The following is a 24,423-nucleotide window of genomic DNA, read 5'->3' as shown; positions in this document are numbered from 1 at the left end:
TCATTCGTTCATCCATAGTCTGATCGATTCCGTCACTTTCTGTGCCAGCAGGCGCTGGGTGATTTCGTTAGGATGGTAATCGGAGCCGTAGCCATCCCTGGCGGCATTCTGGTCTTCCAGCAGCAGCAGGCGGATCCGGTCATCCCCGGTTTCCCTGCGATACTGTCCGACTGCCTGTTCCAGTTTCGGGTTCAGGAGGGTGCCCATCACACCCAGCGCGCACAGGATCCTGGCTTGGGGATTATATTTCCGCACCACTTTCAGGAGCCGGACATATCCTTCCGCGTACTGTGTGCCTCTCGACTCGTCCGTTCCGCACCAGCTCATGTCGTTTGTTCCCAGGTTGATCACAATGTAATCCGGCTGGAACGCGCTGAAATCCCGGCTGATTTCCTCCGGAAGCTTTCCGTTTGCCAGCCGGTATCCGTTTCTTCCCTCTTTCTCATAGTAGGGAGGAAGCAGCTCCGATCCGTTGCAGACAGAAGGATCTCCCGTATAGCCGGATACAATGCCGTGGCCGGAAAAGCAGGTCATCACCGCGTCTGCTCCCAGGGCTTCCGCTGTGAGGCAGGCATATCCTTTCTCGGCGTTTTCCGTGGCAGTGGTGAAGTTTTCCGCTTCGCTCTTCCCTTCCACCCCGTATCCGCAGGTAATGGAATCACCGATAAATTCCATTTTCAGCGGTTTTGCCGGCAGCGGTTCAATGCTGCCGTCCGTCTCAATCTGCTTCAGGCACATCAGGCTCTGGGTGCACTCGCTCAGCTTGATCAGCCGGACCTCCACGCTCCGCTTTTCTTCTCCGGCAAAAGCCGTCACTGTTTTTTCCTTTGCGGTCATCCGGGCGTCCAGGACCTTCTCCCCGTCCACCCTCACCGCAAAGCGCGGCAGTATCGTTTCCATAGCCGGATTCAGCACCGTGTCATCTGCTCCCAGGACCAGCTTCACCTGTGTAGCGTCTGTCACCCGGAACCCGATCTCCGCTGCCGACGAGAGCAACCACAGTGCTTCCCCGTCATCCACAATATGTCCTAAAGTCTTTATCTCCATTTTGTTACTCATCGTCCAGGTTGCCCTTTCATAATGATGAATTATGAATCACTCTTCCGGCTTCTTATTCGTTTCTTCCAGCAGCTTCAGCGTCTCACCGAAATACTCTTCCACTTCCGCGTTCGTCAGCTTCATGGCTTTCTTCAGCATCTCCGGGATCTTCTTCGGTCTCACCCTGGCATAGTACTTTGTGGCATGAATATTCTTTTTCCAGTTTTCCATCTTCATATTCTTCCAGCGCTCTATGTGTCTCGGAAGAATCGGCTTAAGCACGTCGATCACATCGTCAAAATGCTTTTCCACGTTGTCCCAGCGGAACACCCCGGCCAGCAGTTCGCTTACTCTGTTCAGGAAACGTGCCTTCATTTCCGGCACCTTGAACAGTGCGTTCAGCGGTTCATGGCGGAAGCCCTGGATTTTGGCATTCAGGGGTTTGATATAGTATTCAATCGGTGTGGGATCAAGGTTCCGCCAGCAGGCCTCCACGTCAAAGAGCAGGTATTTCCATTTGCCGCCGGGCACCCGGTACACCCGGACGTTTGTAAAGTCCACATTGCCCAGGATAATCTCGTAGGCGGCATGGGTGAACATATTGTCAATATCCAGCCGTTCCTCCAGCCAGGACAGGTTCTCCGGTTTGTTCAGGTCGTTCTTTTTGCAGAAGTCACACAGTTCAAGCCAGTCCTTGTTATCCCCGTTCTGCAGGAATTCGTCCGTCCCTGTTCGCGCCAGGATATCAATATTGTCGATATCCGCTTCCTCTGTCACACCTTCATAAGCCGCAACAAAGTATTTGTTGATCTTTTCCCGCAGGTTGTAGTGCCCCCAGTACCGGCCGTTGATATAGACCTGGATCACCTCATGATCCTGGTACAGGATGTCCTGTCCCTCCGCCAGGCTGCTGGCGACAATATCCCGCAGCCGCGTCGCGTAGGTATCGCTGTTGGCCGCCCGCAGGAGCAGGCTCTTGTATCCCGCATAGTCCCTCGTCGGGAAAGGATTGAATGCAAACTGATCCGCTCCCCAGGCTTTCCGGGCATACAGGGCAATACTCTTCTGGCTGTTGATCCGTGCGCTGTGTCCGGAGCAGGTCATCGTCCCCGTCTGGCTGATCTCCTGCTTTCCGTCACTGTTGAAATATTCAATATGGACCGGATACTCATACCCCTTGGAATAATTGGGCACGCTGCCTGTTCCCTTTACCAGCATACCCGTCTTTTTGCTGAACAGGTATTTGTCGTCTGAAATCAGGGATACAATTGCGGTTTTAGGCGCGTCATCAATAAAATAGGTAGCCCCGGCAACCGGTGACGACACCGCGTTCTTCCGGAAGGCTTTCACCCGCAGAGGGGTGGTTTTTTTCAGTTTCAGTCCCTCTGCCGGGAAAGGTTTGCTCTTTTTCGTTGGGGTTTCTCCGTCCGTGGTGTAGTAAAGCTCTGTCCCGTCTTCTCCCCGGACTTCCACTGTCACGCCGCCTTCATAGAATCCGGCAGCCGTGATAATCTCCGGCTCCTGCAGCCGCCCGGAAAAAGCTTCCGCTTCATTCTTTTTCCCCCGGGTCGGGTTTTCAAAGAATCCGTACTCCCCGCCCCCGGACGGCAGTCCGTAGCTGACGTTGCCGTACTGCTCCGGCATTTTCAGCTTCTGGACTTCCTCCTCGTCCCGATCCGTCAGCCTCAGCGTCTCCCCGCTGGAAGAAATCTTGAAATCAGCGTAGAAGGTATCCCCCTTGCCGGGTGTTTTGTTTTCCGTCCCGGTACACCAGAGGGTCAGGTATTCTCCCGCCTTGATTTTTGTTCCTTCCGGAAACGTAAACTTGAACAGATCCTTCTTGCTGTCTGTAAAACCCCAGCCGGAAAGATTTTCCGTGCTGTCTCCGTCGTTATACAGTTCCACCCAGTCCCAGGCATGTCCGTTCTCATAATATCCGTTGGAGGCCATCACCTCATTGATGATCACATCCGCCCGTGCTGCGCTGGCAAATCCCAGAACAGCTGCAAATAAAAACAGACAGATGACAATGCCCACCCCTTGTTTGATCTTCATCTGCCTGACCCCTTTCGTATTGGTATAACAATATATCATTATGAATTATGAATTATGAATTGTGAATTAGTCTTTTCATTTCACATAATAATGCCGCGCGATCCATTTACTCAGTCCTTCCAGTCCGGGATACAGCAGCCGCTCGCTGATGTTCAGGCTGTCCAGCATATCCCGCACCCGCCACCGCAACTGCCGGTCAATCACATATTTGACCGTATGCTGCGTATATGCGTCCAGGAATGCCTCAATGTCTGTCATGCCCATCGGGATCACCGAGAAGAAGGAATACTGCATGATGATCCGGTCATTCGTGCTCGGCGGTTCGATAATGACCATGGACCGGTCTCCCATATCTTCGTCATACTGGTACAGGCTGTCCGTAATCTTCGTCAGCATCTCCACGGAGAACAGCGTCGTCTGTTCCCGCCCGATGGCCAGCCTGTACTTCTCCGGCAGGTGTTCAATCTGCTCATTCATGTCAATCCGCCATACCACGCAGTCATGGGCGTCCATTTCCTCCAGGCATTCTTCTGTCATGGCGAAATGCAGCGCCACCAGTGCGGAATGGGTCCAGTCCAGCAGCCTTGTCGGCAGGCCGTTGTGCTGTCCGGTAATCATCTGGTACCAGACGTTCCGGGCTACCGTAGGATCCTCCCGTACAGCATATTTGGCAAAATTGTTCAGGATAGCCGGTTCCAGCGTTTTCTGTTTTTCCTTGCAGCAGCGGCTCAGGCTGGTCGCCATTTTGTACTCGGAATCCGGCATTCCCCGGTACAGAAAACCGGACCGGTTCCGTTTCAGTTCCGGTCTGTAATCCTGTTCAGAAAGCAGCGGCATCAGGTCTTCCAGTGTCGTAATTCTAATCTCCTGAATCATGCCGTTTCACTCCTTCCATACAGGTTATTTTATCATAAAGGACGCATAAACAAAAGCGGCGCGTTCAGATCGAACGCGCGTTTTCTTTTCTGATCAGGAAGGAAAAATGAAAGTCTTTTGTCATGGGGTATTGGTATGAATCGCCGGCAATCGGTCCGCAGCTCCCGCTTCCGATCCCGGCCTGAAACAGGGAAACAGCCGCGTAAGTACCGCTGCGAACGATATCTTCCCGGTGACGCATTGAGATCAGTTCTCGGTCTGAATAGGGTTTAATGCCCAGTTCAAACGCGTTTCCGACCGCCTCAAAAATGTAAGTCTCCCGGCCGTCCGAGAGCGCGGCGAACCTTGTATCCGCCCGGTTTCCGGATTCCTGGGGCCGGATATAGGGTTCAGTCATATCGGATACGCTGCATTCCACATGAGCCACTGGCGCATGCTCTTTCATGTCCGCATAGCTTTCGCTGTCGCGGCCGTAGTAGGATATGCGGTCAAAGGTTTCGTCCAGACGGAACGCTTTGGCGTATCTCGGAAGCAGTGTCCTGCCCTTCACCGGGTGAAGCGTGCACTGTACAAGGACGCCGTCTTCGGTGCCGGTATAGGCTGTTGTTTCCTCAAAGCGCAGCTTTCCGCAGGCAAGAACCTTCCTGACCTCAATCCGCCCGCTTTCCCTGTCGATACCGGTAATCTTTTCCTTTGTGTCATAGAACCGCTGAACATGCAGAGCCTGGGGAATCATTCCCAGAAGCAGTGCGTCGTTATCCGTGGCCGCCCGGTAAAGCAGTGTATCCTCCCGCGCGGAATTCAGCGTGCCGAATGAAACACGTCCCTGTGCATCCACGGCAAAGTCCTTCGGAAGCGCCGTTCTTTTCAGCTCACCGGCTTTTCGGAAACACTCGTTCAGAATGAGCTGCTCGACAGACGCGGTCCGGCCTGTGACTGTATCCACCGTTTCTATATCGACGAAAAAGTCAGCTCCGCCGTCATGCTCCGGCAGTGGAATGCAAATGACTTTTTTGCTGAGAGGCGGCACGGAATAAGCTTCTTCATGGAAAAGCTCCCCGCCCGCGGAGAAGCGCAGAAAATACCGGCTTCCGTCAGAAAAAGCGGTTGTATTGAAGACCTCAAATCGGTTCTGACCGCAATAGCTGACCCGGATCGGCCGATAGACGAACCGTACATGCTTTGCTCCGGAAGACGGCGTCCTGTCCGGGAAGAAGAGCCCGTCGACGCAGAAATTCCCATCGTGCATATACTCGCCATGATCACCGCCGTATGTATAGCTCCCGTCCTCATGCCGGACCGCGTGGTCGTTCATCTCCCACACGCAGCCTCCCAGCAGGTTGTCATAGGCATAGATTTCTTTCCAGTAGCTCTCCACGCTGCCCGGACCAAGTCCCATGGCATGGGCATACTCACAAAGGAAATACGGCCTGTCCATAAACGCGCGCTGTTTATGCGTGCCCTCTCCGATCCTGTGCAGGTCTTCGGCCGGAGGATACATCTGGCTTGCTACGTCGTAAGCAACCTTTTTGGAGTGTACCGCTCCTTCATAATGAATCGGGAGTTCGGAACAGGATTTGATAAAAGCCGCCATCTCATCCTGGCAGGCATGCCCGCCGGATTCGTTTCCCAGGCTCCACATGATAATGGACGGATGATTTTTGTCCCGTTCAAACATCTGCTCAGCCCGTCTCACGTAGTGGGAAGTCCATTTGCGTTTTTTGCTGATCCTGCTGAAATCAGGCGGAAAAGTCATGGTTTGGGCGCCGTGCGTCTCGATATCCGCCTCGTCGATGATATAAATACCCAGTTCGTCGGCTAATTCCAGCAGAAGCGGGTCCGGCGGATAGTGGGAGGTGCGGATGGTGTCGATGTTGTACTCCTTGCACAGTTCCACATCCCTCACGATTTCCGCGGCGGTCATCGTATAGCCGGCGCCGGGCGTAGTATCGTGATGATTGACTCCTTTGAGCTTCAGCAAACGCCCGTTCAGCTTAAAGAGATTTCCCTCAATGCTGACGCGCCTGAAGCCAACCTTCGTGCTGACCGCGCAGCTTTCGGTTTCAAGCAGCAGCTCGTAAAGAACGGGGTATTCGGCGTTCCATTCCACTGGCTCAAGGTCTCCGAAGCTGACAATACTTGATTGTTCTCCGCAGATGGCAAGTGTCGCTTCTTTTTCAATGCCCGGACCTTTCAGCGAGATCCGGCAGGATGCTGCGCCAATACCTTGTACACTGATCTCTGCGCGATATCTTCCCCCGGAATAAAAAGGCGCGAAAGAGAAATCGAAAATATCCGTTTCATCACAGAGGAACAACAGCACGTCCCGGAAAATACCGTTGTTCCGGAACATATCCTGGCACTCCAGGTATGTTCCGGTGCACCAGCGATGAACAACGCAGACAAGCTCGTTCGCGCCCTCCGTAAGGAAGGGGGTCAGGTCGAACTCACAGGTATTGTGGCTTCCTTCCGAATAGCCGACATATGCGCCGTTCAGGTACAGGTCAATGCAGCTGGCCACGCCCAGGAAAGAAATAACGGCCTTTCCCGGCTTGTCCGTTATGTGGATAAAACGGCGGTACACGCCGACAGAATTGTATTCATCCTCCGGTGTGACCCAATGAAATCCCGGTCTGGTATCTGCGCCCATTGTGAAGAAGATCCAGCCGGTTTTTTCGGTCGTAGGAATCACTGGCGGTCTGAACGGAAACTGATATCGGGTGTTGAGATAGAATGGCTTTGCATAACCGGTAAACTGCCAGCAGGACGGAACCTGTATCCGGTCAAACGCCAGATTGTCCGTATCAAGCACCGCGGGCAGTTCCTTCGGATCCCGGTAAAAGCGGAAATCCCACTCACCGCTCAGCACCTCAGCCTTATCAGATCGGTATCTCTTTTCCCTGGTTTCTATTCCCTCCATCCGTTCCTTTCGGCTGAAGGGGATGAAATAGCTTCTGGAAGGCAGAGTATTGTCCTGAATCATATCAAAGTTATGATAATTCTCAGTGTTCAATACATATTTCATGTTCCGATCCTCCGCCCTGATGGTGCTCAGGTCAGCAGATTCCTGCCGATCTGCGTGGTTTCCCCGTCAATCACGTTTCTGACCCACTGCAATCCGGTGCAGCCTTCGCGCTCAAAGCGCATGAATTCCGGAATCCAGAGGCAGCAGTGGGAAGTCGCCCCGTTGGATTCGACCGGACGCCCTTTGATATCGTTGAAGTTGTAGTTATAAAGGAAATAGCTGATGTCGGGAATGGCGGCGGACAGGCGTTTCACCGTGCCGCAGATGATGCGTTCCATACGTTCCCCTGCTTCCGGCGGCCAGCCCATCTCTTTTTTCGTATCGATATAGTTCTGGTACCGCATCAGGACGCAGTCGCGCAGGGAGATCACATAACCGATCTTCACCCTGCCTTTTTGATGCGCATAGAGGTATTCCAGCCCGTCAGCCACCGGATCGCCGGTATGAAGCGCGGCGCCGATGGATTCCGGCACCTGCCAGAGCGTCTCGGCACATTCCTTTAAGTCAAAGTCTATGGCTGCCCCATCCACGATGCAGGTACAATCATCGCAGTCAGGGAAGCTCTCCAGGATGTCATTGCCGACCAGTGCCGTACCGAAACCGCCCGCGCTGCTGCCCAGCACAACCAGTTTCTCCGGATGCGGGCAGAATTGCTTTGCAAAATCGATACACTGATGCAGATTGATATTCCCGTGAGCACGGAAGATTCGCTCCTTCCCTTCCGGATCCGTATAGGTAAACTCCCCCGCCCCGCCGTGGAAATCGCCGGTGGCGTAGGGTACACACAGGAGACTCCAGCCGTAAAAGGGGCTCTTTTTGCTCTTCTCGTGGAACATGCCCAGCCGGGCATAGGCGTCCTTGCTGGGTTTGCACCAGCTGTCATAAAAGGTCGGATTGTTCTCATCGAATGTATCGCCGGAGGGGCGTGCAGCGGTATATTTGTCATAGGCGAAGCCGCCGCCGTCCAGCATAATGAGCAGCTTGTTTTCCCTGCCCATACGGAATAACCCGTGATAGCGGCTGCCGTCGCTGCAGACGGTGCCTTCCGGATAAAACCGGAAAAGATGATCCGGTCTGGCCGTTCCGTCATAGTCGTCCACCTTCTGGTAACGCTTCATATCGTACAGCAGGCGAATCCATTCCAGATACTTGAATATCATAGACTTCTCCTCTCAATGCCCGGCAAACGCCTTGAAAAATGCATTCCTGTCCTTTAATTCCTCAACGGTCCCTTCATCCTCGACGGTTCCGTTGCGCATCACGATCACATGCTGGGCCTCGGCTACGGTCCGATAGTTATGTGCAACGATGATGGCTGTCCTGCCCTGGATAAGGGCCTTCATACCGGTCCGGATCTTTTCTTCCGTCACGGGGTCCAGGTTGGCGGTCGCCTCGTCCAGGATCAGATAGTCCGGATTTTTCAGCATCGCCCTGGCAATGGCGATCCGCTGCTGTTCGCCGCCGGAGAGCTTCTCTCCGTTGAAACCGACGTTGAAGTCGAGTCCTCCCTCATGGGAGGCGATCAGGTCTTCCAGGCAGGCCAGGGAGATGACAGCCTGCAGCTCCTCTTCCTTAACATCCCTGACGCCATAGCAGATATTGTCGCGGATACTTCCTTCGAAAAGGCCGGCGTTCTGGCTGACAACGCCGAAGCGGTCACGCCAGGCGCGCAGGGACACCTCGTTTCCGTCCTCGCCGATCCGGATGTTTCCGCCGAAATCCGGATACAGGCGATTCAGCAGGCGCAATACTGTTGTTTTGCCGCTGCCGTTCGGGCCGACAATCGCTGTAATCTTTCCTTTGGGGATATGCGTACTGATGCCGTGGATGACTTCCCTGTCGTTGTAGCCAAAGGAGACCTTGTCCATACACAGATCCCCGGCTGCCGTAAACTCACTTTTTCCCTGATCCGGATCCTCTTCTTCTTCCTCCAGGATGGAGACGATCTTTTTGCTACCGCCCTTTGTAGCGGAGAACACGGACGGGAACTGAGCGAAGAACTGAAACACCAGAACCAGATTGTTTCCGTAAGCATAGAACGCAGCCAGCGCCGCACCGGACTGAACACGGCCGTTCCGGATGAGCATGCTGCCGATGAGAAAAGCAACGGTAAACAGAACGAAGATCAGAAAAGTCTGGCCGAACATAACAAGGGTATTGGCCATGGCGTTGTATTTGTCCGCCTCGTAACGATCCTCAATACAGCGAAGACCTGCCGCATTCTCCTTTTCCTCGCTGTTCATGGCTTTGATGAAGCGGATTCTGCCGAAGCGTTCTGCAAGAAAGGCGGTAAAAGCGGCAAGTTTTCCGGCCACATACACAGCCCCCCGTTCGCTGAAGCGGGCGGAGAAAAGCATAATGCCAATGGTGGCGATAAAGCCGATGAGCAGGTACGGAGTCAGTTCCCCGATGGCCGCCTCACCCGCCAGCACAATCGGAAGGAAAGCCAGCAAAGTAAAAATGAGCTGGAGCAGTTTAAAAGGCAGATAGGAATACTCCGGGTCTGATGTGACGCGGCTCAGAACCCTGTTGGGGCTTTCCCGGTCGTAGTAGCTGAACGGGAGCCGCATAACTTTCTTCCAGATCTTTTTCCGGATATTTGCCGCCAGCTCCACAAAGCCGAGATCAGCCACCACGCTGGCATAGGAAAACACATAGCCGAGGATACACATCAGCGCATAGGTGACAATGGGCGAAAAATTCTGGAATTTACCGACAGAGATCGCGGCCACAGTGTCAGCCTGCGACGCAACAATCAGTGTACCGACCAGGTACAGCAGCGATCCGAACAAGGTACGGAGCACGGGCAGCTTCACGCCCTGATAGAGGGTTCTCAATGGCTTCTTCGTCCTGATCGTGACGTTTTCCATTGCAAGGCTGGACTTGTTCTTCATTGTTTCGCCCCCTCTCCGGCCGACAGCAGGCTCCGGTATTCCGGACAGCAGTTCTTCAGCTCTTCATGGGATCCGCAGCCCATAACACGGCCCTTGTTAAGCACCAGGATCGTGTCCGCGTCCTGCACGGTGGAAAGATCGTGCGCAACAATGATCCTTGTCTTCCCTGCCGCGTATCGGTCGATCAGCGCGGCAATACGCCCGGACCCTTCATAATCCAGCGCGCTCGTAGCCTCATCCGCAAGAACCATTTTAGTTCCTGCCAGCAGCATTCTGGCCACGGCCAGCCGCTGTCTCTGTCCGCCGGAGAGCTTCGACGCTCCCGGCCCGACCTCGTAATCCAGGCCGCCGTTCAGCTCGACTGCCTCCAGCATATCGACTTCCTTCAGGAACTTGTTCAGTTCCTCATCGGAATGAGGCGTCCCGGATCCGTAGCAAAGAAAATCGCGCACGGTTCCGTCAAAGCCCGGGGCATTCTGCGGAAGATAGGAAAACAGGTTCCGGTAGCTGCTGATCTCAAATTCGCGTATATCCACGCCGCCCAGTGTGATACGGCCCTGCTCCGGACGGTAAAACTGTTCAATCAGGTTCAGCAGCGTTGATTTCCCGGCTCCGCTTCCGCCCACAATGGCAAACTTGCTGCCGTTCTTCACCGTGAAGGAGACATCTGAAAGCGTTTTAGTTCCGCCGCGGGAGAAGCTAACATGTTCAAACCTGAGATCATCCGGCCGGCCAGCCTTCTGTTCACCGCCGCTGTCCTCATTGAGCGTCAGGATTTCAGAAATACGCAGTGTTGCGCCCTGTGCTTTCTTGCCCAGCACCCACAGGGTAAGATGGTCCGCAATATACCTCTGATAGGTCGCGCCGAGGCCGAAGTATGCGATAAACTGAGCCGTAGTGATATCCCCGCCCAGAAGCAGGATTGCACCGGCCGTCATAATGATCAGCGTCGGCACTGCGTACAGGATGTTTGCGATCAGCTGGTTGAAAGCGGCGGCCAGCGTGGTCTTCTTCTGCGCAGCCTTCATCTCGTCAATGAAGCCGTCTCCGTCTGCAATCTCATCCTCGGTCTTGTTGTATGCCTTGATGATCTCCACATGCTCCACCTTTTCGGCAAGCCTGGCTGTCAGGCGGGCAATGGAGTTTTGAAGCCGGGTCTGGCTTTTGTATGTTACGCGGCCGGACCAGAGGGCGCCGAGAACAATGACCGGAATAATCAGGATAAAGCCAAGCAAAAGCGATCCGTTGCCCATACGGGAAACCTTCACAAGCGTACTTGTGATGAAATACAGTCTTGGAATCTCAATGACCAGCAGATCAATCAGAAAATCACTTACAAAGCCGGTATCCGTCGTGATGCGGGAGATGAATTCCTTGGGATCACGTGCCTCCGCCTCCGCGGCAGTCAGGGAAAACACCTTGCGGGAAGCCGCCGCCTGAAAGTTCCGATGGATGCGTGCCTTGGCGATATAGGTAATATAAGTCGAAACAAGTCCGCCGACAAACTCTGCCAGGGCCAGGGCAAAAAGCGTAAGGCAGATACTGACCGCGGTTTTTACCACAGGACTGTTTACGGCGGTAAACTCCAGGTCAGCCAGACCGGCGATTTTTTCAGGAATTGTCAGCTCAATTGCAGCTTTACCCAAATTGAGCAGAAACGCAGACGCAAGGAATAAAACAGGCAGCCGGATCTGTCGGATTAAGTGGATAAAGTTTTTCCAGATGGATTGATTCCTTGTCTCTGTCATTTGAATCCCCTCAAGCATTCATCAAAAATATCCGCATTAATCGTCGAACAGTTTTCGACTCTTCCTGCGGATATCCTATCATATTCATTGTTGAAGCAAAACCTATCCCGGTTTTATCGTACCGAAACACGAAAAAGTGTTCAATAACTCCAGATACTATTCCCCCGCGCAGCCGTCAACCGCGTTTACGGAAGCATAGAGGGCGGATCGGTAAAGCTTTCTATGATCTCCATCAGCGTGTCAATTCCCCTTCGGTAGACCTCCTCTTTGATCCGCGGTTCACCCTGAACAGCCAGCAGATTCTGCAGCACGCCGAAGATGCCGAAAGCATGGTAAAGCGTAGCGACGTTGACGGAGATATCCCCGGGATCCCGCTGATGTATGGCTGAAATCTCTTCCTGAACGATCTCACGCAGATACAGGCTGAATTCCCGCCCGAACATACCGCTGTCCAGCAGCAGTTTCAGCTCGTCGCCTTCGTCCTTCAAAGAATCAAAGAATTCCCTGGTCAGGCGCCTGCCCCGGAGCTTTTCCATATATGCTTCGCTCATTTCCACAACCACATCATTGAAAAAGCGGTAATTGTTGTAAAACGTGGAGCGGGACACTTTTGCTTCCCGGCATAACTCCCTGACGGAAATTTCAGTATAGGGCTTGGTTCGGGACAGCCGAATCAGCGCTTCGCGGATTGCCTTCTTCGAGTATTCGTTTCTCTGGTCCACAGGACAGCCCCCTTTTGTGCCAGGTTAATCCCTTCTCGTGCTTCAGTTCCTGATCCCGCAGGGAGATGATGGAGCACTGTAAAATTTTACACGATTCATACAAATCCGGCAAGAAAAGGCGGTACATATCCTGTTTCCAAGCCAGTCAGCACTTATGGCTGCTGTCCGTTTATTTTTTTACACAAAAAAGCAGCGCATTTTTGCAAATGCGCTGCCTGGAGTAATCTCCGGATTACTTCTTGTACTTCGGGCGGGCTGTATAGTGGGTATGCAGCAGCTCGTGAGCCAGATGGCTGTTGGGCTCGCCCAGGTAGTCTTTGTAAACCGCCATGATGGAAGCGTTCTCGTGGGACTTCCGCTGCGGCTTGTTCGCGTCCTCGTTGTACAGGGCCGCGGCACGCAGGGTCTTGGGATCGCATTCCATCCGCTTCTGGGCGGATACGATGGGCTGACCGCCGCCGGTCACGCAGCCGCCGGGGCATCCCATGACCTCGATGAAGTGGTAGGTTTTCTCACCGCTGCGGACGCTGTCCAGCAGCTTCGCCGCGTTGGCAGTGCCGTGGGCAACCGCCACGTTGACGTCCAGATCGCCCACCTTGATGGTGGCTTCCTTCACGCCTTCGATACCGCGGACCGCTGTGAAGTCGACCTTGTCCAGCGTTTCCTTGGTCACGATTTCATAGACGGTACGCAGGGCAGCTTCCATAACGCCGCCAGTCGCGCCGAAGATGACGCCCGCGCCCGTGCTTTCGCCGAGGACGGGATCAAAGTCTTCATCGGGCAGGTTTGCGAAGTCGATACCGGCTTCCTTGATCATCTTGGCCAGTTCACGGGTGGTGATGACTTCATCAACGTCTGCCAGGCCGTTGTGGCCCAGTTCGGGACGCTTCGCCTCGAACTTCTTGGCGGTACAGGGCATCACGGACACAACCTTGATGTCCTTGGGATCGATGCCGACCTTCTCCGCCCAGTAGGTCTTGATCATCGCGCCTTCCATCTCGTGGGGAGATTTGCAGGAAGACAGGTTCGGAATGAAGTCCGGATAGTAGGTTTCGCAGAACTTGATCCATCCGGGAGAGCAGCTGGTGATCATCGGCAGCACACCGCCGTTGGTCAGGCGGCCGATGAACTCGGTGCCTTCTTCCATGATGGTCAGGTCAGCAGCCCAGTCGGTGTCAAACACCTTGTTGAATCCCAGGCGGCGCAGGGCAGCGGCCATTTTGCCGGTCACAGCAGTGCCCATCGGGATGCCGAACTCTTCACCCAGGGCGGCGCGGACCGCGGGAGCGGGCTGCACAACCACTGTCTTGGTTTCGTCATTCAGCAGATCCCAGACAGCCTTGGTGGAATCCTTCTCATACAGAGCGCCGGTCGGGCAGGCCGCGATACACTGACCGCAGTTGATGCAGGCCACGTCGTTCAGGGGCTGCTCCCAGGCGCTGCCGATCTTGGTCTTGAAGCCGCGTCCCATGGGGCCGATCACGCCGACGGCCTGGGTGTTGTTACAGGCGGCCACGCAGCGGCGGCACAGGATGCACTTGTTGTTGTTGCGGACGATGGAGGGGCTCAGATCGTCAATGTCATATTCGTTCATCTTGCCCTTGTACTTGTCCACGTCATCCACGCCCAGGTCCTGGCACATCTGCTGCAGTTCACACTTCTGGTTGCGGGCGCAGTCCAGGCACTTCTTGTCATGGTTGCTCAGCAGCAGTTCCAGGTTCACCCGGCGGGCTTCCCGGATCTTGGGGGTGTTGGTCTTGACGTTCATGCCGTTGCTCACGGGCAGCACGCAGGCCGCGCCGAACGCGCGGGCACCGGTGTCAACGATACACATACGGCAGGCGCCGATCTGGTTGATATCCTTCAGGTAGCACAGCGTGGGGATGTTGATCCCGGCTTTTTTCGCCGCTTCCAGAACCGTCGTGCCGGCCGGAACTTCAACACTGACGCCGTCAATCGTAAGCTTAACGAGATTTTCCATTTGTGTTGTTCCTCCTCGCGCGATTATTCCTTGATGATAGCGCCGAACTTACATGTCGCCATGCAGCTTCCGCACTTGATGCACTTGTTCTGGTCGATCACGTGCTGTTCCTTGACGTTGCCGGTGATCGCGTTCACCGGGCACTTGCGGGCGCAGGCAGTACAGCCGCGGCAGGCGTCGGTGATCTTGTAGTTCAGCAGGGCCTGGCAGTGATGTGCCGGGCAGCGCTTTTCCTTGATGTGCGCTTCATACTCATCGCGGAAGTACTTGATGGTGGAAAGCACCGGGTTCGGAGCCGTCTGGCCCAGACCGCACAGAGCGCTGCTCTTGATGTTTTCGGCCAGGGTTTCCAGCTTCTCGATGTCGCCTTCTTCGCCCTTGCCCTGGGTGATCCGTTCAAGGATCTCCAGCATGCGGCGGGTACCAACGCGGCAGGGTGTGCACTTACCGCAGCTCTCATCAACTGTGAAGTCGAGGAAGAAGCGGGCGATGTCCACCATACAGTTGTCTTCGTCCATGACGATCATACCGCCGGAACCCATCATGGCGCCGATCTTGGTCAGGCTGTCATAGTCCACGGAGATGTCCAGCATGCTGGCGGGGATACATCCGCCGGAAGGACCGCCGGTCTGAACGGCCTTGAACTTCTTGCCGTTCGGGCAGCCGCCGCCGATGTCTTCGATGATGGTGCGCAGCGGGATACCCATGGGAACTTCCACCAGACCGGTGTTGTTGATCTTGCCGCCCAGGGCGAAAACTTTTGTACCGGTGGAGGAAGGAATACCAATGGACTTAAACCAGTCCGCACCCTTCAGGATGATCTGGGCGATGTTGCCCAGGGTTTCAACGTTGTTGATGTTGGTGGGGCTCTCAAACAGACCCTTCACAGCCGGGAACGGGGGCTTCGGACGGGGCTCGCCGCGCTTGCCTTCGATGGAGGCCATCAGAGCGGTTTCTTCGCCGCACACGAACGCGCCGGCGCCCAGGCGGATGTGAATGTCAAAGTTGAAGCCGGTGCCGAAGATATTCTCACCCAGCAGGCCGTATTCATGAGCCTGCTCGATGGCCTTCTCCAGGCGTTTCACGGCGATGGGGTACTCAGCACGGACGTAAATCCAGCCTTCATCAGCGCCGATGGCGTAGCCGCCGATGGCCATGGCTTCCAGGATCGCGTGGGGATCGCCTTCCAGCAGGGAGCGGTCCATGAACGCGCCGGGGTCGCCTTCGTCAGCGTTACAGACGAAGTACTTGTGCTCAGCCTGGCTGGCACGGGCGAACTGCCACTTCTTACCGGTGGGGAAACCGGCGCCGCCGCGGCCGCGCAGACCGGAATCCAGCACTTCCTGGCAAACCTGCTCAGGAGTCATTTCGGTCAGGGCCTTTGCCAGGGCCTTATAGCCGTCGAAGGCAATGTATTCATCGATGTTTTCAGGATCGATCACACCGCAGTTCCGTAGTGCGACGCGCTGCTGCTGCTTGTAGAAGCCGATCTCATTCAGGCTCTTCTGAACGCTGCTCTCGTGGGTCTTGTGATCCACATAGACCAGGTGCTGAACCTTACGGCCCTTCAGCAGGTGCTCGGATACGATCTCATCCACGTCTTCTTCCTTAACGCGGCTGTAGAAAGTTCCTTCGGGATAAACGATAACAACGGGACCGGCTTCGCACAGTCCGAAGCAGCCCGTGCGGACTACCTTGACTTCCTTGTCAAGGCCCTTTTCCTTCAGCTGCTCCTCGAAGCGTTCAATCAGCTTCGCGGAACCGGAAGAAGAACAGCCGGTGCCGCCGCAGACCAGCACATGAGAACGATAAAGCTCCATCTGGGTTTTCCTCCTCTTTGTCGTTAATTAGTCTTTTGCGGCGCCGATGGTATATTCTTCCACAGGCTGACCGTTAACAATGTGCTCAGCTACGATCCGCGGCACCATTTCAGGCTTCACGTGGATGTAGGTAACCTTTTCCTTGCCGGGCAGGATCACGTCCAGCATAGGCTCATAACGGCACATACCGATGCAGCCGGTCTGGCTCACGGTCACGTGCTGCAGGTTCCGCTTCTGGATTTCTTCCATAAAGGCAAGCATCACGGGGCGGGCGCCGGCGGCAATACCGCAGGTGGCCATGCCGATTACAACGCGGCAGGCGTCCGTGTCCTTGCGCATGTTAATGCTTTCCAGCGTCTTTGCGCGGATGGCTTCCAGATCTGCCAAAGATTTCATATCAATACACCTCCAAAGATTGAGTTGATTTCCTCGTCCAGCGCTTCCTTCAGCCATGCGGCCACGGAAGGCTCGTTAAAGGGGATGTCGCTGCCCAGCGCATTCCTGACCTCTCTCGTATCGAAGCTTCCCTCTCCTTTCGGGCTTTTACCCTCGAAAAGGAAATCCGGAAACAACGGATTGGTCAGCATCAGACTCAGCAAAGTACCGGATAAATCCCCAAGCGGAAGACAGTCGATGTTGCCGGTATCCATGGAACAGGTCAGGGTTGTTCCCTTTCCTTCCTCACTTTCCAGATGGAAAGTGCCTCCGGCTCTTTCGGCGTTCTCCTTCATCATGGGAATTCCCAGTCCAACCTTGCGGGTTGTCCTGGTTGTGGCAAAAGGACTGGTTACCCGGGCCAGCAGCTCCGGGCTCATTCCTTTACCGTTATCCGCGAGTTCCATGGTCAGCATCCCGTTCTCTTCCAGGGTCAGACGGATGGTCACCAGGCTCGCGCCGGCTGTGATACTGTTCTGCGCCAGATCCAGCAGGTGAAGACTCAGATCACGCACGATAGGTTTCGAGAATACCGGGGACCTGATCCGGCGTCAGCCGGCCGTATACCTCTTCGCCGATCATCATAACGGGAGCAAGACCGCAGGCACCCAGGCAACGGGTAGCGTTCAGTGTGAACAGACCGTCGTCCGTGGTATCTCCGGGCTGGATTTTCAGCTCCTCGGAAAGCTTTTCGATGATCTTCTGGCTTCCCTTGACGTAGCAGGCCGTGCCCAGGCACACACCGATCACGTGTTTTCCCTTAGGCTTCAGGGAGAACTGGGAATAGAAAGTGGAAACACCGTAGACTTCAGACAGGGTTACGCCCAGTCCGTCCGCGATCATTTCCTGAACATCCTGCGGCACATAGCCGAAAATGTTCATGGCCTCCTGCAGGCAGGGCATCACGGCACCGCGTTCACCCTTGTGCTTCTCGATCACTTCCTGCAGCTTTGCATACTTTTCCTTGTTGTCAGGCATACAGTCCTTGACCTCCTTGGGATGTTTTTGAGACTTATGTAAAGGCAGACTCTGCCCATTACAGCTATCCGATTGATTTTATCATATTCGCCCTTGAAAGAAAAGGGCTTTAACGGTTGAAATATTAAACTTTTTGGTTAGACGCGACTAACTAACCCCTTGTTTTTCAAGGCTTCCGGCCTTCGCTCCTGTCCAAAACGCAGGAGGCGCGCCGGTCATCCTCGCCCGGCACGCCTCAACAATAACCCCTGTACATTATCTGTATCTTAACTCTTCATTTTTCATTTCTGATTAGATCAAACAATCCGCCCAGTGAAAAACGGTCAGTATCAAGCTCGCTCACTGCCTCCAGGATATCCCCTAAATGATGGGCGTCTGAAGACCACAGCCGCTTTTTCCCGGCGATCAGTTTTTCGTTGACCGGCAGTTCCGGCCGTACCTCCACCACCGGGAAATCCGGTTCTTCCGGAAAAAGTCCCAGGTTCACCAGCAGCCCGTGGCCCCGGTTGATATGCGCCGGTACCGCCGCGCCGCCGTGTTCCCGGATAATCCGGGTACATTCCGCCAGGTCCAGGTCAGTCGCACCGATCAGCAGCCGTTCTTCCACGTCAACCGTTTCATCGTCCGTGTTCATCACCAGCTGATTACCAAAGAAATCCGGCTTGTTTTTCATCGGCGGCAGATGGCTGGAAAAGATCTCCCCGACCTCCACAGCTGTATCCACATCACGGAAATATCCCAGCAGGTGCACTTCTTCCTTTGTGGTGATCTCCATTCCCGGCAGCAGTATCAGGCCGTAATAATCCGCTGCCTCTTTCACAAAAGGCAGATTCCGGGCTGTATTATGGTCTGTCACCGCAATCGCGTCCAGTCCCTTGATATGCGCCATGCCGCAGATATTCGCCGGCGTCATGTCGTCATCCGCGCAGGGACTGAGACAGGAGTGAATATGAAGATCCACCCACATATTTTATACCTCCCGGTTCTTTCCGGGCAATCCTGCCTCCGCCAGCCGCGCGCAGATCTCATAGGCCGTCAGCGGCGTCTGAAGCACGTTGATTCCTTCACTCTGGGCTTTTTCCAGCGAGGGTGCTTCCATCTCAATATCTTCGGGGATAATCACTGCAGCCATCTCCATCAGGCTGGCTACAGCAATAACGTTCATATGAGTCTGCACAGTCACCCACGCCATCCCTGCTGTACCGTGAGCCATCACCCAGCTCAGCAGGTCGCAGGTATACCCGCAGGAAACCTCCACGCTCTTATCCGCTTCCGGCGTCATATCCTTCGCTTCAATCAGCTCGCACAGTTCCTTAACAGTCATGGTCGTATCCTCCCCCAAACGCATAATGCACAATGCATAATGTTATTTACTTTGATTATCCTTTGCTGTTTTGACAATAGTCATTATCATCTTGATGAGTTCCTGACAGTCTTCAAGCAGGCTCGCTCCAGCTTTTTCAGTAATATATTGCGTTTCCATCAGCAATTCGATCCAATATTCTGTTTCACTTGCTTCTTTCAGAGCTATCTGCATCTTTGCAATAAAATCCGCCTTGCTTTGTGCTCTGGATGCTTCTTTTACATTCGCACCAATGCTGGTTCCGCTTCTAAGGATTTGTTTTGACAAAACAAATCCTTGCTTTTTGTCTTCAAGATGCTGGTACAAACGAATCACTCTGATCGCAAATTCTTTGCTTTTGTCAACAATCAGATTATCCGTTTTCATCTTGTCCTCCACTTCTGGCGGCTGACCATCTGTAATTATGCATTATGCATTATGCATTATGCATTCGCGAAAGCAACGTCGCGATCACTCGCGCGTTGTTTTCGCAAGATCAACCATCTGCTGGGCCATTACACGAAGTTGTTCCTTCATCATGTGTATACAATCCATTTTGGTTGCAACGCCTTGAACAACGTCTTCTGCAAACGTCCTGCACGTCGGACTTCCGCAGCTTCCGCAGTCGAAGCCCGGCAGTTCCTTATAGATCTTGTCAATGCGTTCCATCTTGCGCATGGCTTCCATCAGATCTTCATCCAGCTTCATCGCGGAGTTCGGCAGGATGCTCAGGTCGTCGTACAGCGGATACTTCGTCATCATACCATTGTCCACGTTGAGTTCCGGGTTCTGATCCCGGCTGGCAAGGCGACGGACGTTGGACCGTGCCACATAGTTGTTTTCAAAGTTCAGCGGTCCGCCCACACAGCCGCCTGTGCAGGCAGCGCCCTCAAAGAACTCAAGGTGTTTCAACCTGTTATCTTCAATTTCTTCCAGCACATGGATACAGTTTTCAATTCCGTCCACAGACATGGAGTTCTCCGGGCTTACAGCATTGCATTCGCCGCCGCTTCTGGCCCAGCCCACGCCCAGGTCCGATGCTGTTTCCAGACTGATATCCACCGGAGCATTCCGGATCTGGCTGGAAAGCAAGCCATAGATCTCGAGCACGGAAATGGCTCCATCCACCGCGCTCTTCGCGTGGCCGATCGGTCTGCGGATTGCCGTCACCTTTGCCGGACAGGGAGTAATAAAGAAACAGCCAATTTCTTCTTCCTTCACACCGTGCGAACGGGCATATTCCCGCTTGGCAATCATAGCCGCCACTTCCATCGGCTGGCGTACGTCCACAATATGATCCAGCAGATCCGGGAAACGGACCTGGATCAGTCGCACGATAGCAGGACAGGCAGAAGAGATCACCGGTCTGGGCAGATCCGGATTCTTCAGGCGTTCCCGGATAGCCTGGGATACAACGTCCGCTCCCCTCGCCACCTCAAACGCGTCATCAAAACCCATCTGTTTCAGGCCGTTCAGCACCTGGCTGATGCTCTTCAGGTTCTGGAACTGTCCATACAGGCTCGGTGCGGGCAGTGCAATCTTATACTTGAAGCCGCTGATGGAGGACAGCGGATCCGTCACGGCCACCTTGGCATGATAACCGCACACGCGGATACATTCGCCGCAGTCAATGCAGCGCTCATCAATAATGTGCGCCCGTCCGCCTCTGACGCGGATTGCCTCTGTCGGGCACCGCTTCAGACAGTTCGTACAGCCCCTGCATTTATCGCCTTCCAGCCTCACCGAATGAAACCGTTTCTGTTCCATAGCCTGTCTCCTGTATAACCGAATTGATGATCTGTTCACCCTGGGGAAAAGAATCACCTTCGGAGTTACTCATCTTATTCTCTGTCTTTGCTTAATACTCAATCTCCAGACAATACTTCAAATTATGAATTGTGAATGATGAATTATCCTGCAAGAGCAAACGACATCGTTATCGTCGTTCCGACGCCCACTTCACTCTGGATATCGAATTCTGTCGCGTTCCGCTTCATATTCGGCAAGCCCATGCCGGCGCCGAATCCCAGCGTCCGTGCCTCCGCACTGGCTGTGGAGAATCCCTCCGTCATGGCCATATCAATATCCGGAATGCCGGGACCCACGTCCTTGGATATTAGCGTCACCTTTTCCGGATCCACCAGAAGCGTCAGCGTTCCGCCCAGTGAGTGGATAACCAGGTTCAGCTCCACCTCATAGCAGGCAACAGACACACGCCGAAGCACTTCCGCACTGATGCCAAGCTGTTTCAGAGTCCTTTTGATGGTTGTGGATGCCTCGCCGGCTGTGGTATATGCGCCTGCTTCCACAGGAAAGCTTTTCTCAAGGATGTACGCCAACGCTTACACCCCCTCTGTTACGCCTGTCTTCCTTTTCGTACCAGGCAGGCCGTGAACATACAGTTCTCCGCACGCGGTATAAGTTGTCAGCGGACTGGAAATCACCGTGATACCGATTTCCTCCGCCATCTCCAGCATCTCTTCGCTGGGCATTTTCCCCCGCGAGAAGACGATGCAGGTAATGTCCAGCATCTCAGATGTCCGGAGCACATGGGGATTAATCAGTCCTGTGATCAGCACGGCTTTTTCTTTCACAAAAGCCAGCACGTCGCTCATCAGGTCGGATCCGCAGGCCGTATCCACCCGTTCATCCAGTCTGTCTGCCCCGACAAGCACCTTTCCATCCACAATTTCCATGACTTCCCTGATGGTCATCATCTGGCATTCTCCCTTCTCATTTCCGGGACACGCAATGGTCATTGTTAATTATTCATTGTTGTTTGGTTCTTTCCCTACGCACCAGCCTCGCACCTTGTTCACCGTGCGTTCAACCGCATCTTTGCTGTTCTTCCAGCTTTCGTTTTCATACCGGTAGTCAAACTTTTTGATGAACCAGGAGATGTCCTCCTGTATCCGGTCCATGTTTTCCTTTTCCATCTTTGTCAGTGTCTCAACAAACCGGCCCAGATCCTTGGCACCAAGCTCCTGCGTCGCGGTCTCCAGCAGTTTCCCCAAATGCGGCAGGCACAGTCCCTTGCTTTGCTCAAACCGGCTGCGGAATTCCCCGTCATTCTGATAAAGATGGAAGAAGGTATGAAGATACCGGTTCATGTTCTCTTCAATGGTATCACACATCAGGCAGCTTCCTGCCATTTCGTTCACTGCCTGCGCCTGCTTCAGGATTTCATCTGTAGCAGTTTTTGTTTTTCCGCTCAGCTTATCCCCGATTCCGGCATTCTTCAGCTGAGCTGCGGTTTTCTCCAGTTTATCGGAAATCCCGGCCAGTTTCTCCCGGATTTCAATGGTGTGGCTTTCCAGCATCAGGGCATGACCCAGGCGGTTGCTCATGGAGAAAAGCATAGCATGATGCTTCCTGCAGAAGCCCCGGTCATTTACCTTTACACGCACGTCTGGTTCCATAACTGACGCGCCCAGATAACGATCTGCTTCCCCCAGCTCCGTCTTGCGCTCCAGGGCACAGAGAAAGCACTCACCGTCCAGTTTCATGGCATCCCATACAGGAATTGTGTCGATATGATATCTCACTTATTGTCCAACCTTTTTCTCTGAATTCAGATGTCCTCTTCGAATCTCTCCAGCTGTACGCCTGCCTCCGCAAACAGTTCCAGCGTGAAGGGATCCGGATAGCCTTCTTTGTAAATCACTCTCCGGATACCGGAATTGATAATCATCTTGCAGCACATGGAACAGGGCTGATGGGTGCAGTACAGCGTGGCACCGTCAATGGAAACACCCAGCTTGGCAGCCTGAACAATCGCGTTCTGCTCCGCATGCACTGCATAGCAGGTTTCCATCTGCGTGCCGCTGGGAATCCCCAGTTTATCCCGAAGGCATACGCCCTTGTCCCGGCATGTTTTGATACCCGCCGGTGCTCCGTTATATCCGGTGGTCATGATCCGCTTGTCTTTGACGATCACACAGCCAATTTTGCGACCTGCGCGAAAGCAGCTGGACCAGTCTGCGATTGTAAACGCCATCTGCATGAACCGCTTGTCCCATTTATCCATGTATTTCCCACCTTTGCAGTTGTGTTGATGATTGTCTTGACTTATCTTTTTTATTATAGAAGAAGGAAAACAATTGGTCAATAAAAAACGAGACCATGAAGGTCTCGTTTTATTGTTTGGGGTAGATATGAGTCGAACCTGTCCCGCAACCTGATATCCGACACGGACTCGAACCTATCCACGCAACCTGATATCCGGCACGGACTCGAACCTATCCCGCAACCTCAATCGTCGCGACTGTCCCCCGGACAGATCGCTCGTTTCGGTTGAGACAGCTGCCGACGAAATTTCTGCCACTGGCAGTCCTCGGCGGCTGTCCCCCGGGTCCCGTCGTGTCATAGGTCGAGTCCTTTTGAGCCAAAAACATAAGAAAACAGACCCTTGAAGGGTCTGTTTTCTTATGTGGCTCAAATAGGACTCGAACCTATGACACTCCGGGTATGAACCGAATGCTCTAGCCAACTGAGCTATTGAGCCATATGGTTGCGGGGGAGGGATTTGAACCCCCGACCTCCGGGTTATGAGCCCGACGAGCTGCCAACTGCTCCACCCCGCGTCATCCGCTCCTGCGAGCGCAAGGGATATAATACATGACCCGGATTAAAATGTCAAGCAAAAAAATATAAGCCCCCGGACATTTCTGTCCGGAGGCTGAAATAAACGCTTTTACTGTGCGGCGGTTACGCTGGTGATATGGGGGTTAGCACCATTGTACCAGTAAAGGAATCCTTCCAGATCAACCACATCGCCGACCTTCAGGGCTTCCACAGCCTTGTACACTTCAGTATCATTGCCGCAGAGATAGAACTCAACGCAGAAATCATAGGTCTGTCCATCCTTGGAAACCTTGAAGTACAGGTCATCGGTCTTGCCTTCTGCATCTTTGTAAGCAAAAGCAGCGCCGCTGTCGTCATAAGCTTCCACAGTCATGCCCTTGAAAGCCACCAGTTCGTTCTGATGATTGATCAGTTCGTCAGTGCCCAGCAGAGCGGTCACATCGGTAGCGGTCGCGATGAAGGGATCGCCCTCAAGGATTTCATAAGTCGCATCGAGGATTTCAACCTCGCCGCTCCACTCGCCCTTGAAGCCCTTCACGGCAATCTTGGTGCCGGGAACCAGCTTGGCAGCTTCATCCTCTGAGATGCCCAGTTCATAGATGAAATATGCACCGTCTTCGCTCTGGGCATAAATGGTCATCTTGTCGTTCCACCAGTTCTGGTGTGCCTGCACATAGGTCTCCACATACACGGGAGCGTCCATCTCGGCCAGAACATAATCCTCATGGGACATCAGTACCAGTTCGCTCGCTTCCTCATCGGCGGCTTCTTCTTCAGCCAGCACAGGAACCAGGCACAGTGCAAGGGCAAGAACCAGAATCAGGCTGATAATCTTTTTCATAATAGCTGTTCTCCTTTCATTATTCCAGGAGGGATTCCCCCCTCCGCTTTCCGGGTTTATCATACATCAAACATCGTAAAAACA

22 protein-coding genes and 2 tRNA genes are annotated in these 24,423 nt (G+C 53.9%); all 24 read right to left on the bottom strand.

The features are described 5' to 3' along the window. The 24 genes from JRC49_13295 to JRC49_13180 all read right to left on the bottom strand — a co-directional run bounded on the left by JRC49_13295 (window position 1) and on the right by JRC49_13180 (window position 24,339). Window positions 1-1,047, bottom strand: a complete 1,047-nt coding sequence (locus JRC49_13295; protein ID QTE70751.1) for a hypothetical protein — start codon at window positions 1,045-1,047, stop codon at window positions 1-3. A 48-nt stretch (window positions 1,048-1,095) separates the two neighbouring features. After that, window positions 1,096-3,093 carry a CotH kinase family protein gene (locus JRC49_13290; protein QTE70750.1) on the bottom strand — a complete coding sequence of 666 codons (1,998 nt, stop codon included), beginning with the start codon at window positions 3,091-3,093 and terminating at the stop codon, window positions 1,096-1,098. Window positions 3,094-3,168: 75 nt separating this feature from the next. Continuing rightward, the gene (locus JRC49_13285) at window positions 3,169-3,969 is read right to left on the bottom strand and encodes an FRG domain-containing protein (protein ID QTE70749.1); all 801 of its coding nucleotides are present in this window, start codon (window positions 3,967-3,969) and stop codon (window positions 3,169-3,171) included. 64 nt (window positions 3,970-4,033) lie between these two features. Then, window positions 4,034-6,994 carry a hypothetical protein gene (locus JRC49_13280; protein QTE70748.1) on the bottom strand — a complete coding sequence of 987 codons (2,961 nt, stop codon included), beginning with the start codon at window positions 6,992-6,994 and terminating at the stop codon, window positions 4,034-4,036. A gap of 26 nt (window positions 6,995-7,020) precedes the next feature. Beyond that, on the bottom strand, window positions 7,021-8,154 hold the full coding sequence (locus JRC49_13275) for a hypothetical protein (GenBank protein ID QTE70747.1): 1,134 nt from the start codon (window positions 8,152-8,154) through the stop codon (window positions 7,021-7,023). A gap of 12 nt (window positions 8,155-8,166) precedes the next feature. Next, window positions 8,167-9,888 carry an ABC transporter ATP-binding protein gene (locus JRC49_13270; protein ID QTE70746.1) on the bottom strand — a complete coding sequence of 574 codons (1,722 nt, stop codon included), beginning with the start codon at window positions 9,886-9,888 and terminating at the stop codon, window positions 8,167-8,169. Next, entirely contained in the window at window positions 9,885-11,534 is a 1,650-nt protein-coding gene (locus JRC49_13265) for an ABC transporter ATP-binding protein (protein ID QTE70745.1), read from the bottom strand. The genes JRC49_13270 and JRC49_13265 overlap by 4 nt, the downstream gene beginning before the upstream one ends. Window positions 11,535-11,821: 287 nt before the next feature. After that, a complete protein-coding gene (locus tag JRC49_13260; GenBank protein QTE70744.1) occupies window positions 11,822-12,358 on the bottom strand; it encodes a TetR/AcrR family transcriptional regulator in 537 nt (178 codons plus the stop codon). A 232-nt stretch (window positions 12,359-12,590) separates the two neighbouring features. Beyond that, entirely contained in the window at window positions 12,591-14,339 is a 1,749-nt protein-coding gene (locus JRC49_13255; GenBank protein ID QTE70743.1) for an iron hydrogenase small subunit, read from the bottom strand. Between the two features lie 23 nt (window positions 14,340-14,362). After that, window positions 14,363-16,159 (bottom strand): NADH-quinone oxidoreductase subunit NuoF, encoded by a 1,797-nt coding sequence (nuoF, locus tag JRC49_13250; GenBank protein QTE70742.1) that lies wholly within the window; start codon window positions 16,157-16,159, stop codon window positions 14,363-14,365. Between the two features lie 27 nt (window positions 16,160-16,186). Further along, window positions 16,187-16,555 carry a (2Fe-2S) ferredoxin domain-containing protein gene (locus tag JRC49_13245; protein QTE70741.1) on the bottom strand — a complete coding sequence of 123 codons (369 nt, stop codon included), beginning with the start codon at window positions 16,553-16,555 and terminating at the stop codon, window positions 16,187-16,189. Continuing rightward, window positions 16,552-17,112 (bottom strand): sensor histidine kinase, encoded by a 561-nt coding sequence (locus JRC49_13240; protein ID QTE72885.1) that lies wholly within the window; start codon window positions 17,110-17,112, stop codon window positions 16,552-16,554. Before JRC49_13240 ends, JRC49_13245 begins: the two co-directional genes overlap by 4 nt. After that, window positions 17,102-17,572, bottom strand: a complete 471-nt coding sequence (nuoE, locus tag JRC49_13235) for an NADH-quinone oxidoreductase subunit NuoE (protein ID QTE70740.1) — start codon at window positions 17,570-17,572, stop codon at window positions 17,102-17,104. Before nuoE ends, JRC49_13240 begins: the two co-directional genes overlap by 11 nt. A 274-nt stretch (window positions 17,573-17,846) precedes the next feature. Next, window positions 17,847-18,539 (bottom strand): PHP domain-containing protein, encoded by a 693-nt coding sequence (locus JRC49_13230; protein QTE70739.1) that lies wholly within the window; start codon window positions 18,537-18,539, stop codon window positions 17,847-17,849. 3 nt (window positions 18,540-18,542) lie between these two features. After that, window positions 18,543-18,896 carry an AraC family transcriptional regulator gene (locus JRC49_13225; GenBank protein QTE70738.1) on the bottom strand — a complete coding sequence of 118 codons (354 nt, stop codon included), beginning with the start codon at window positions 18,894-18,896 and terminating at the stop codon, window positions 18,543-18,545. A gap of 42 nt (window positions 18,897-18,938) precedes the next feature. Then, entirely contained in the window at window positions 18,939-19,301 is a 363-nt protein-coding gene (locus JRC49_13220; GenBank protein QTE70737.1) for a four helix bundle protein, read from the bottom strand. An 84-nt stretch (window positions 19,302-19,385) separates the two neighbouring features. Then, the gene (locus JRC49_13215; GenBank protein QTE70736.1) at window positions 19,386-20,681 is read right to left on the bottom strand and encodes a 4Fe-4S dicluster domain-containing protein; all 1,296 of its coding nucleotides are present in this window, start codon (window positions 20,679-20,681) and stop codon (window positions 19,386-19,388) included. Window positions 20,682-20,824: 143 nt separating this feature from the next. Beyond that, window positions 20,825-21,253 carry an anti-sigma regulatory factor gene (locus JRC49_13210; GenBank protein QTE70735.1) on the bottom strand — a complete coding sequence of 143 codons (429 nt, stop codon included), beginning with the start codon at window positions 21,251-21,253 and terminating at the stop codon, window positions 20,825-20,827. Between the two features lie 3 nt (window positions 21,254-21,256). Next, on the bottom strand, window positions 21,257-21,628 hold the full coding sequence (locus tag JRC49_13205) for a hypothetical protein (GenBank protein QTE72884.1): 372 nt from the start codon (window positions 21,626-21,628) through the stop codon (window positions 21,257-21,259). Between the two features lie 51 nt (window positions 21,629-21,679). After that, window positions 21,680-22,459 carry an ABC transporter substrate-binding protein gene (locus JRC49_13200; GenBank protein QTE70734.1) on the bottom strand — a complete coding sequence of 260 codons (780 nt, stop codon included), beginning with the start codon at window positions 22,457-22,459 and terminating at the stop codon, window positions 21,680-21,682. 26 nt (window positions 22,460-22,485) lie between these two features. Next, window positions 22,486-22,941 carry a cytidine/deoxycytidylate deaminase family protein gene (locus tag JRC49_13195; GenBank protein ID QTE70733.1) on the bottom strand — a complete coding sequence of 152 codons (456 nt, stop codon included), beginning with the start codon at window positions 22,939-22,941 and terminating at the stop codon, window positions 22,486-22,488. Between the two features lie 403 nt (window positions 22,942-23,344). Beyond that, window positions 23,345-23,418: transfer RNA gene (locus tag JRC49_13190), tRNA-Met, on the bottom strand. Between the two features lie 3 nt (window positions 23,419-23,421). Then, window positions 23,422-23,497 (bottom strand) — tRNA-Met (locus JRC49_13185). A 110-nt stretch (window positions 23,498-23,607) separates the two neighbouring features. Continuing rightward, complete coding sequence (locus JRC49_13180; protein QTE70732.1) at window positions 23,608-24,339, bottom strand: hypothetical protein; 732 nt, start codon at window positions 24,337-24,339, stop codon at window positions 23,608-23,610. Window positions 24,340-24,423: the final 84 nt, after the last annotated feature.

This window comes from Clostridiales bacterium FE2011 (assembly GCA_017569305.1).
Classification (GTDB): domain Bacteria; phylum Bacillota; class Clostridia; order Christensenellales; family Aristaeellaceae; genus Aristaeella.
The sequence above is the reverse complement of the archived record's forward strand: the minus strand, read 5'-3'. Positions and strand labels throughout refer to the sequence as shown.

What these genes read in the sequence shown, in the direction of transcription:
- JRC49_13205 (QTE72884.1), bottom strand. Translation starts at nt 21,628, where the DNA reads ATGACCATCAGGGAAGTCATGGAAATTGTGGATGGAAAGGTGCTTGTC.
- JRC49_13225 (QTE70738.1), bottom strand. Translation starts at nt 18,896, where the DNA reads ATGACTGTTAAGGAACTGTGCGAGCTGATTGAAGCGAAGGATATGACG.
- JRC49_13290 (QTE70750.1), bottom strand. Translation starts at nt 3,093, where the DNA reads ATGAAGATCAAACAAGGGGTGGGCATTGTCATCTGTCTGTTTTTATTT.
- JRC49_13215 (QTE70736.1), bottom strand. Translation starts at nt 20,681, where the DNA reads ATGGAACAGAAACGGTTTCATTCGGTGAGGCTGGAAGGCGATAAATGC.
- JRC49_13245 (QTE70741.1), bottom strand. Translation starts at nt 16,555, where the DNA reads ATGAAATCTTTGGCAGATCTGGAAGCCATCCGCGCAAAGACGCTGGAA.
- JRC49_13195 (QTE70733.1), bottom strand. Translation starts at nt 22,941, where the DNA reads ATGGATAAATGGGACAAGCGGTTCATGCAGATGGCGTTTACAATCGCA.
- JRC49_13275 (QTE70747.1), bottom strand. Translation starts at nt 8,154, where the DNA reads ATGATATTCAAGTATCTGGAATGGATTCGCCTGCTGTACGATATGAAG.
- nuoE (QTE70740.1), bottom strand. Translation starts at nt 17,572, where the DNA reads ATGCCTGACAACAAGGAAAAGTATGCAAAGCTGCAGGAAGTGATCGAG.
- JRC49_13280 (QTE70748.1), bottom strand. Translation starts at nt 6,994, where the DNA reads ATGAAATATGTATTGAACACTGAGAATTATCATAACTTTGATATGATT.
- JRC49_13180 (QTE70732.1), bottom strand. Translation starts at nt 24,339, where the DNA reads ATGAAAAAGATTATCAGCCTGATTCTGGTTCTTGCCCTTGCACTGTGC.
- JRC49_13285 (QTE70749.1), bottom strand. Translation starts at nt 3,969, where the DNA reads ATGATTCAGGAGATTAGAATTACGACACTGGAAGACCTGATGCCGCTG.
- JRC49_13255 (QTE70743.1), bottom strand. Translation starts at nt 14,339, where the DNA reads ATGGAAAATCTCGTTAAGCTTACGATTGACGGCGTCAGTGTTGAAGTT.
- nuoF (QTE70742.1), bottom strand. Translation starts at nt 16,159, where the DNA reads ATGGAGCTTTATCGTTCTCATGTGCTGGTCTGCGGCGGCACCGGCTGT.
- JRC49_13295 (QTE70751.1), bottom strand. Translation starts at nt 1,047, where the DNA reads ATGGAGATAAAGACTTTAGGACATATTGTGGATGACGGGGAAGCACTG.
- JRC49_13230 (QTE70739.1), bottom strand. Translation starts at nt 18,539, where the DNA reads ATGTGGGTGGATCTTCATATTCACTCCTGTCTCAGTCCCTGCGCGGAT.
- JRC49_13270 (QTE70746.1), bottom strand. Translation starts at nt 9,888, where the DNA reads ATGAAGAACAAGTCCAGCCTTGCAATGGAAAACGTCACGATCAGGACG.
- JRC49_13220 (QTE70737.1), bottom strand. Translation starts at nt 19,301, where the DNA reads ATGAAAACGGATAATCTGATTGTTGACAAAAGCAAAGAATTTGCGATC.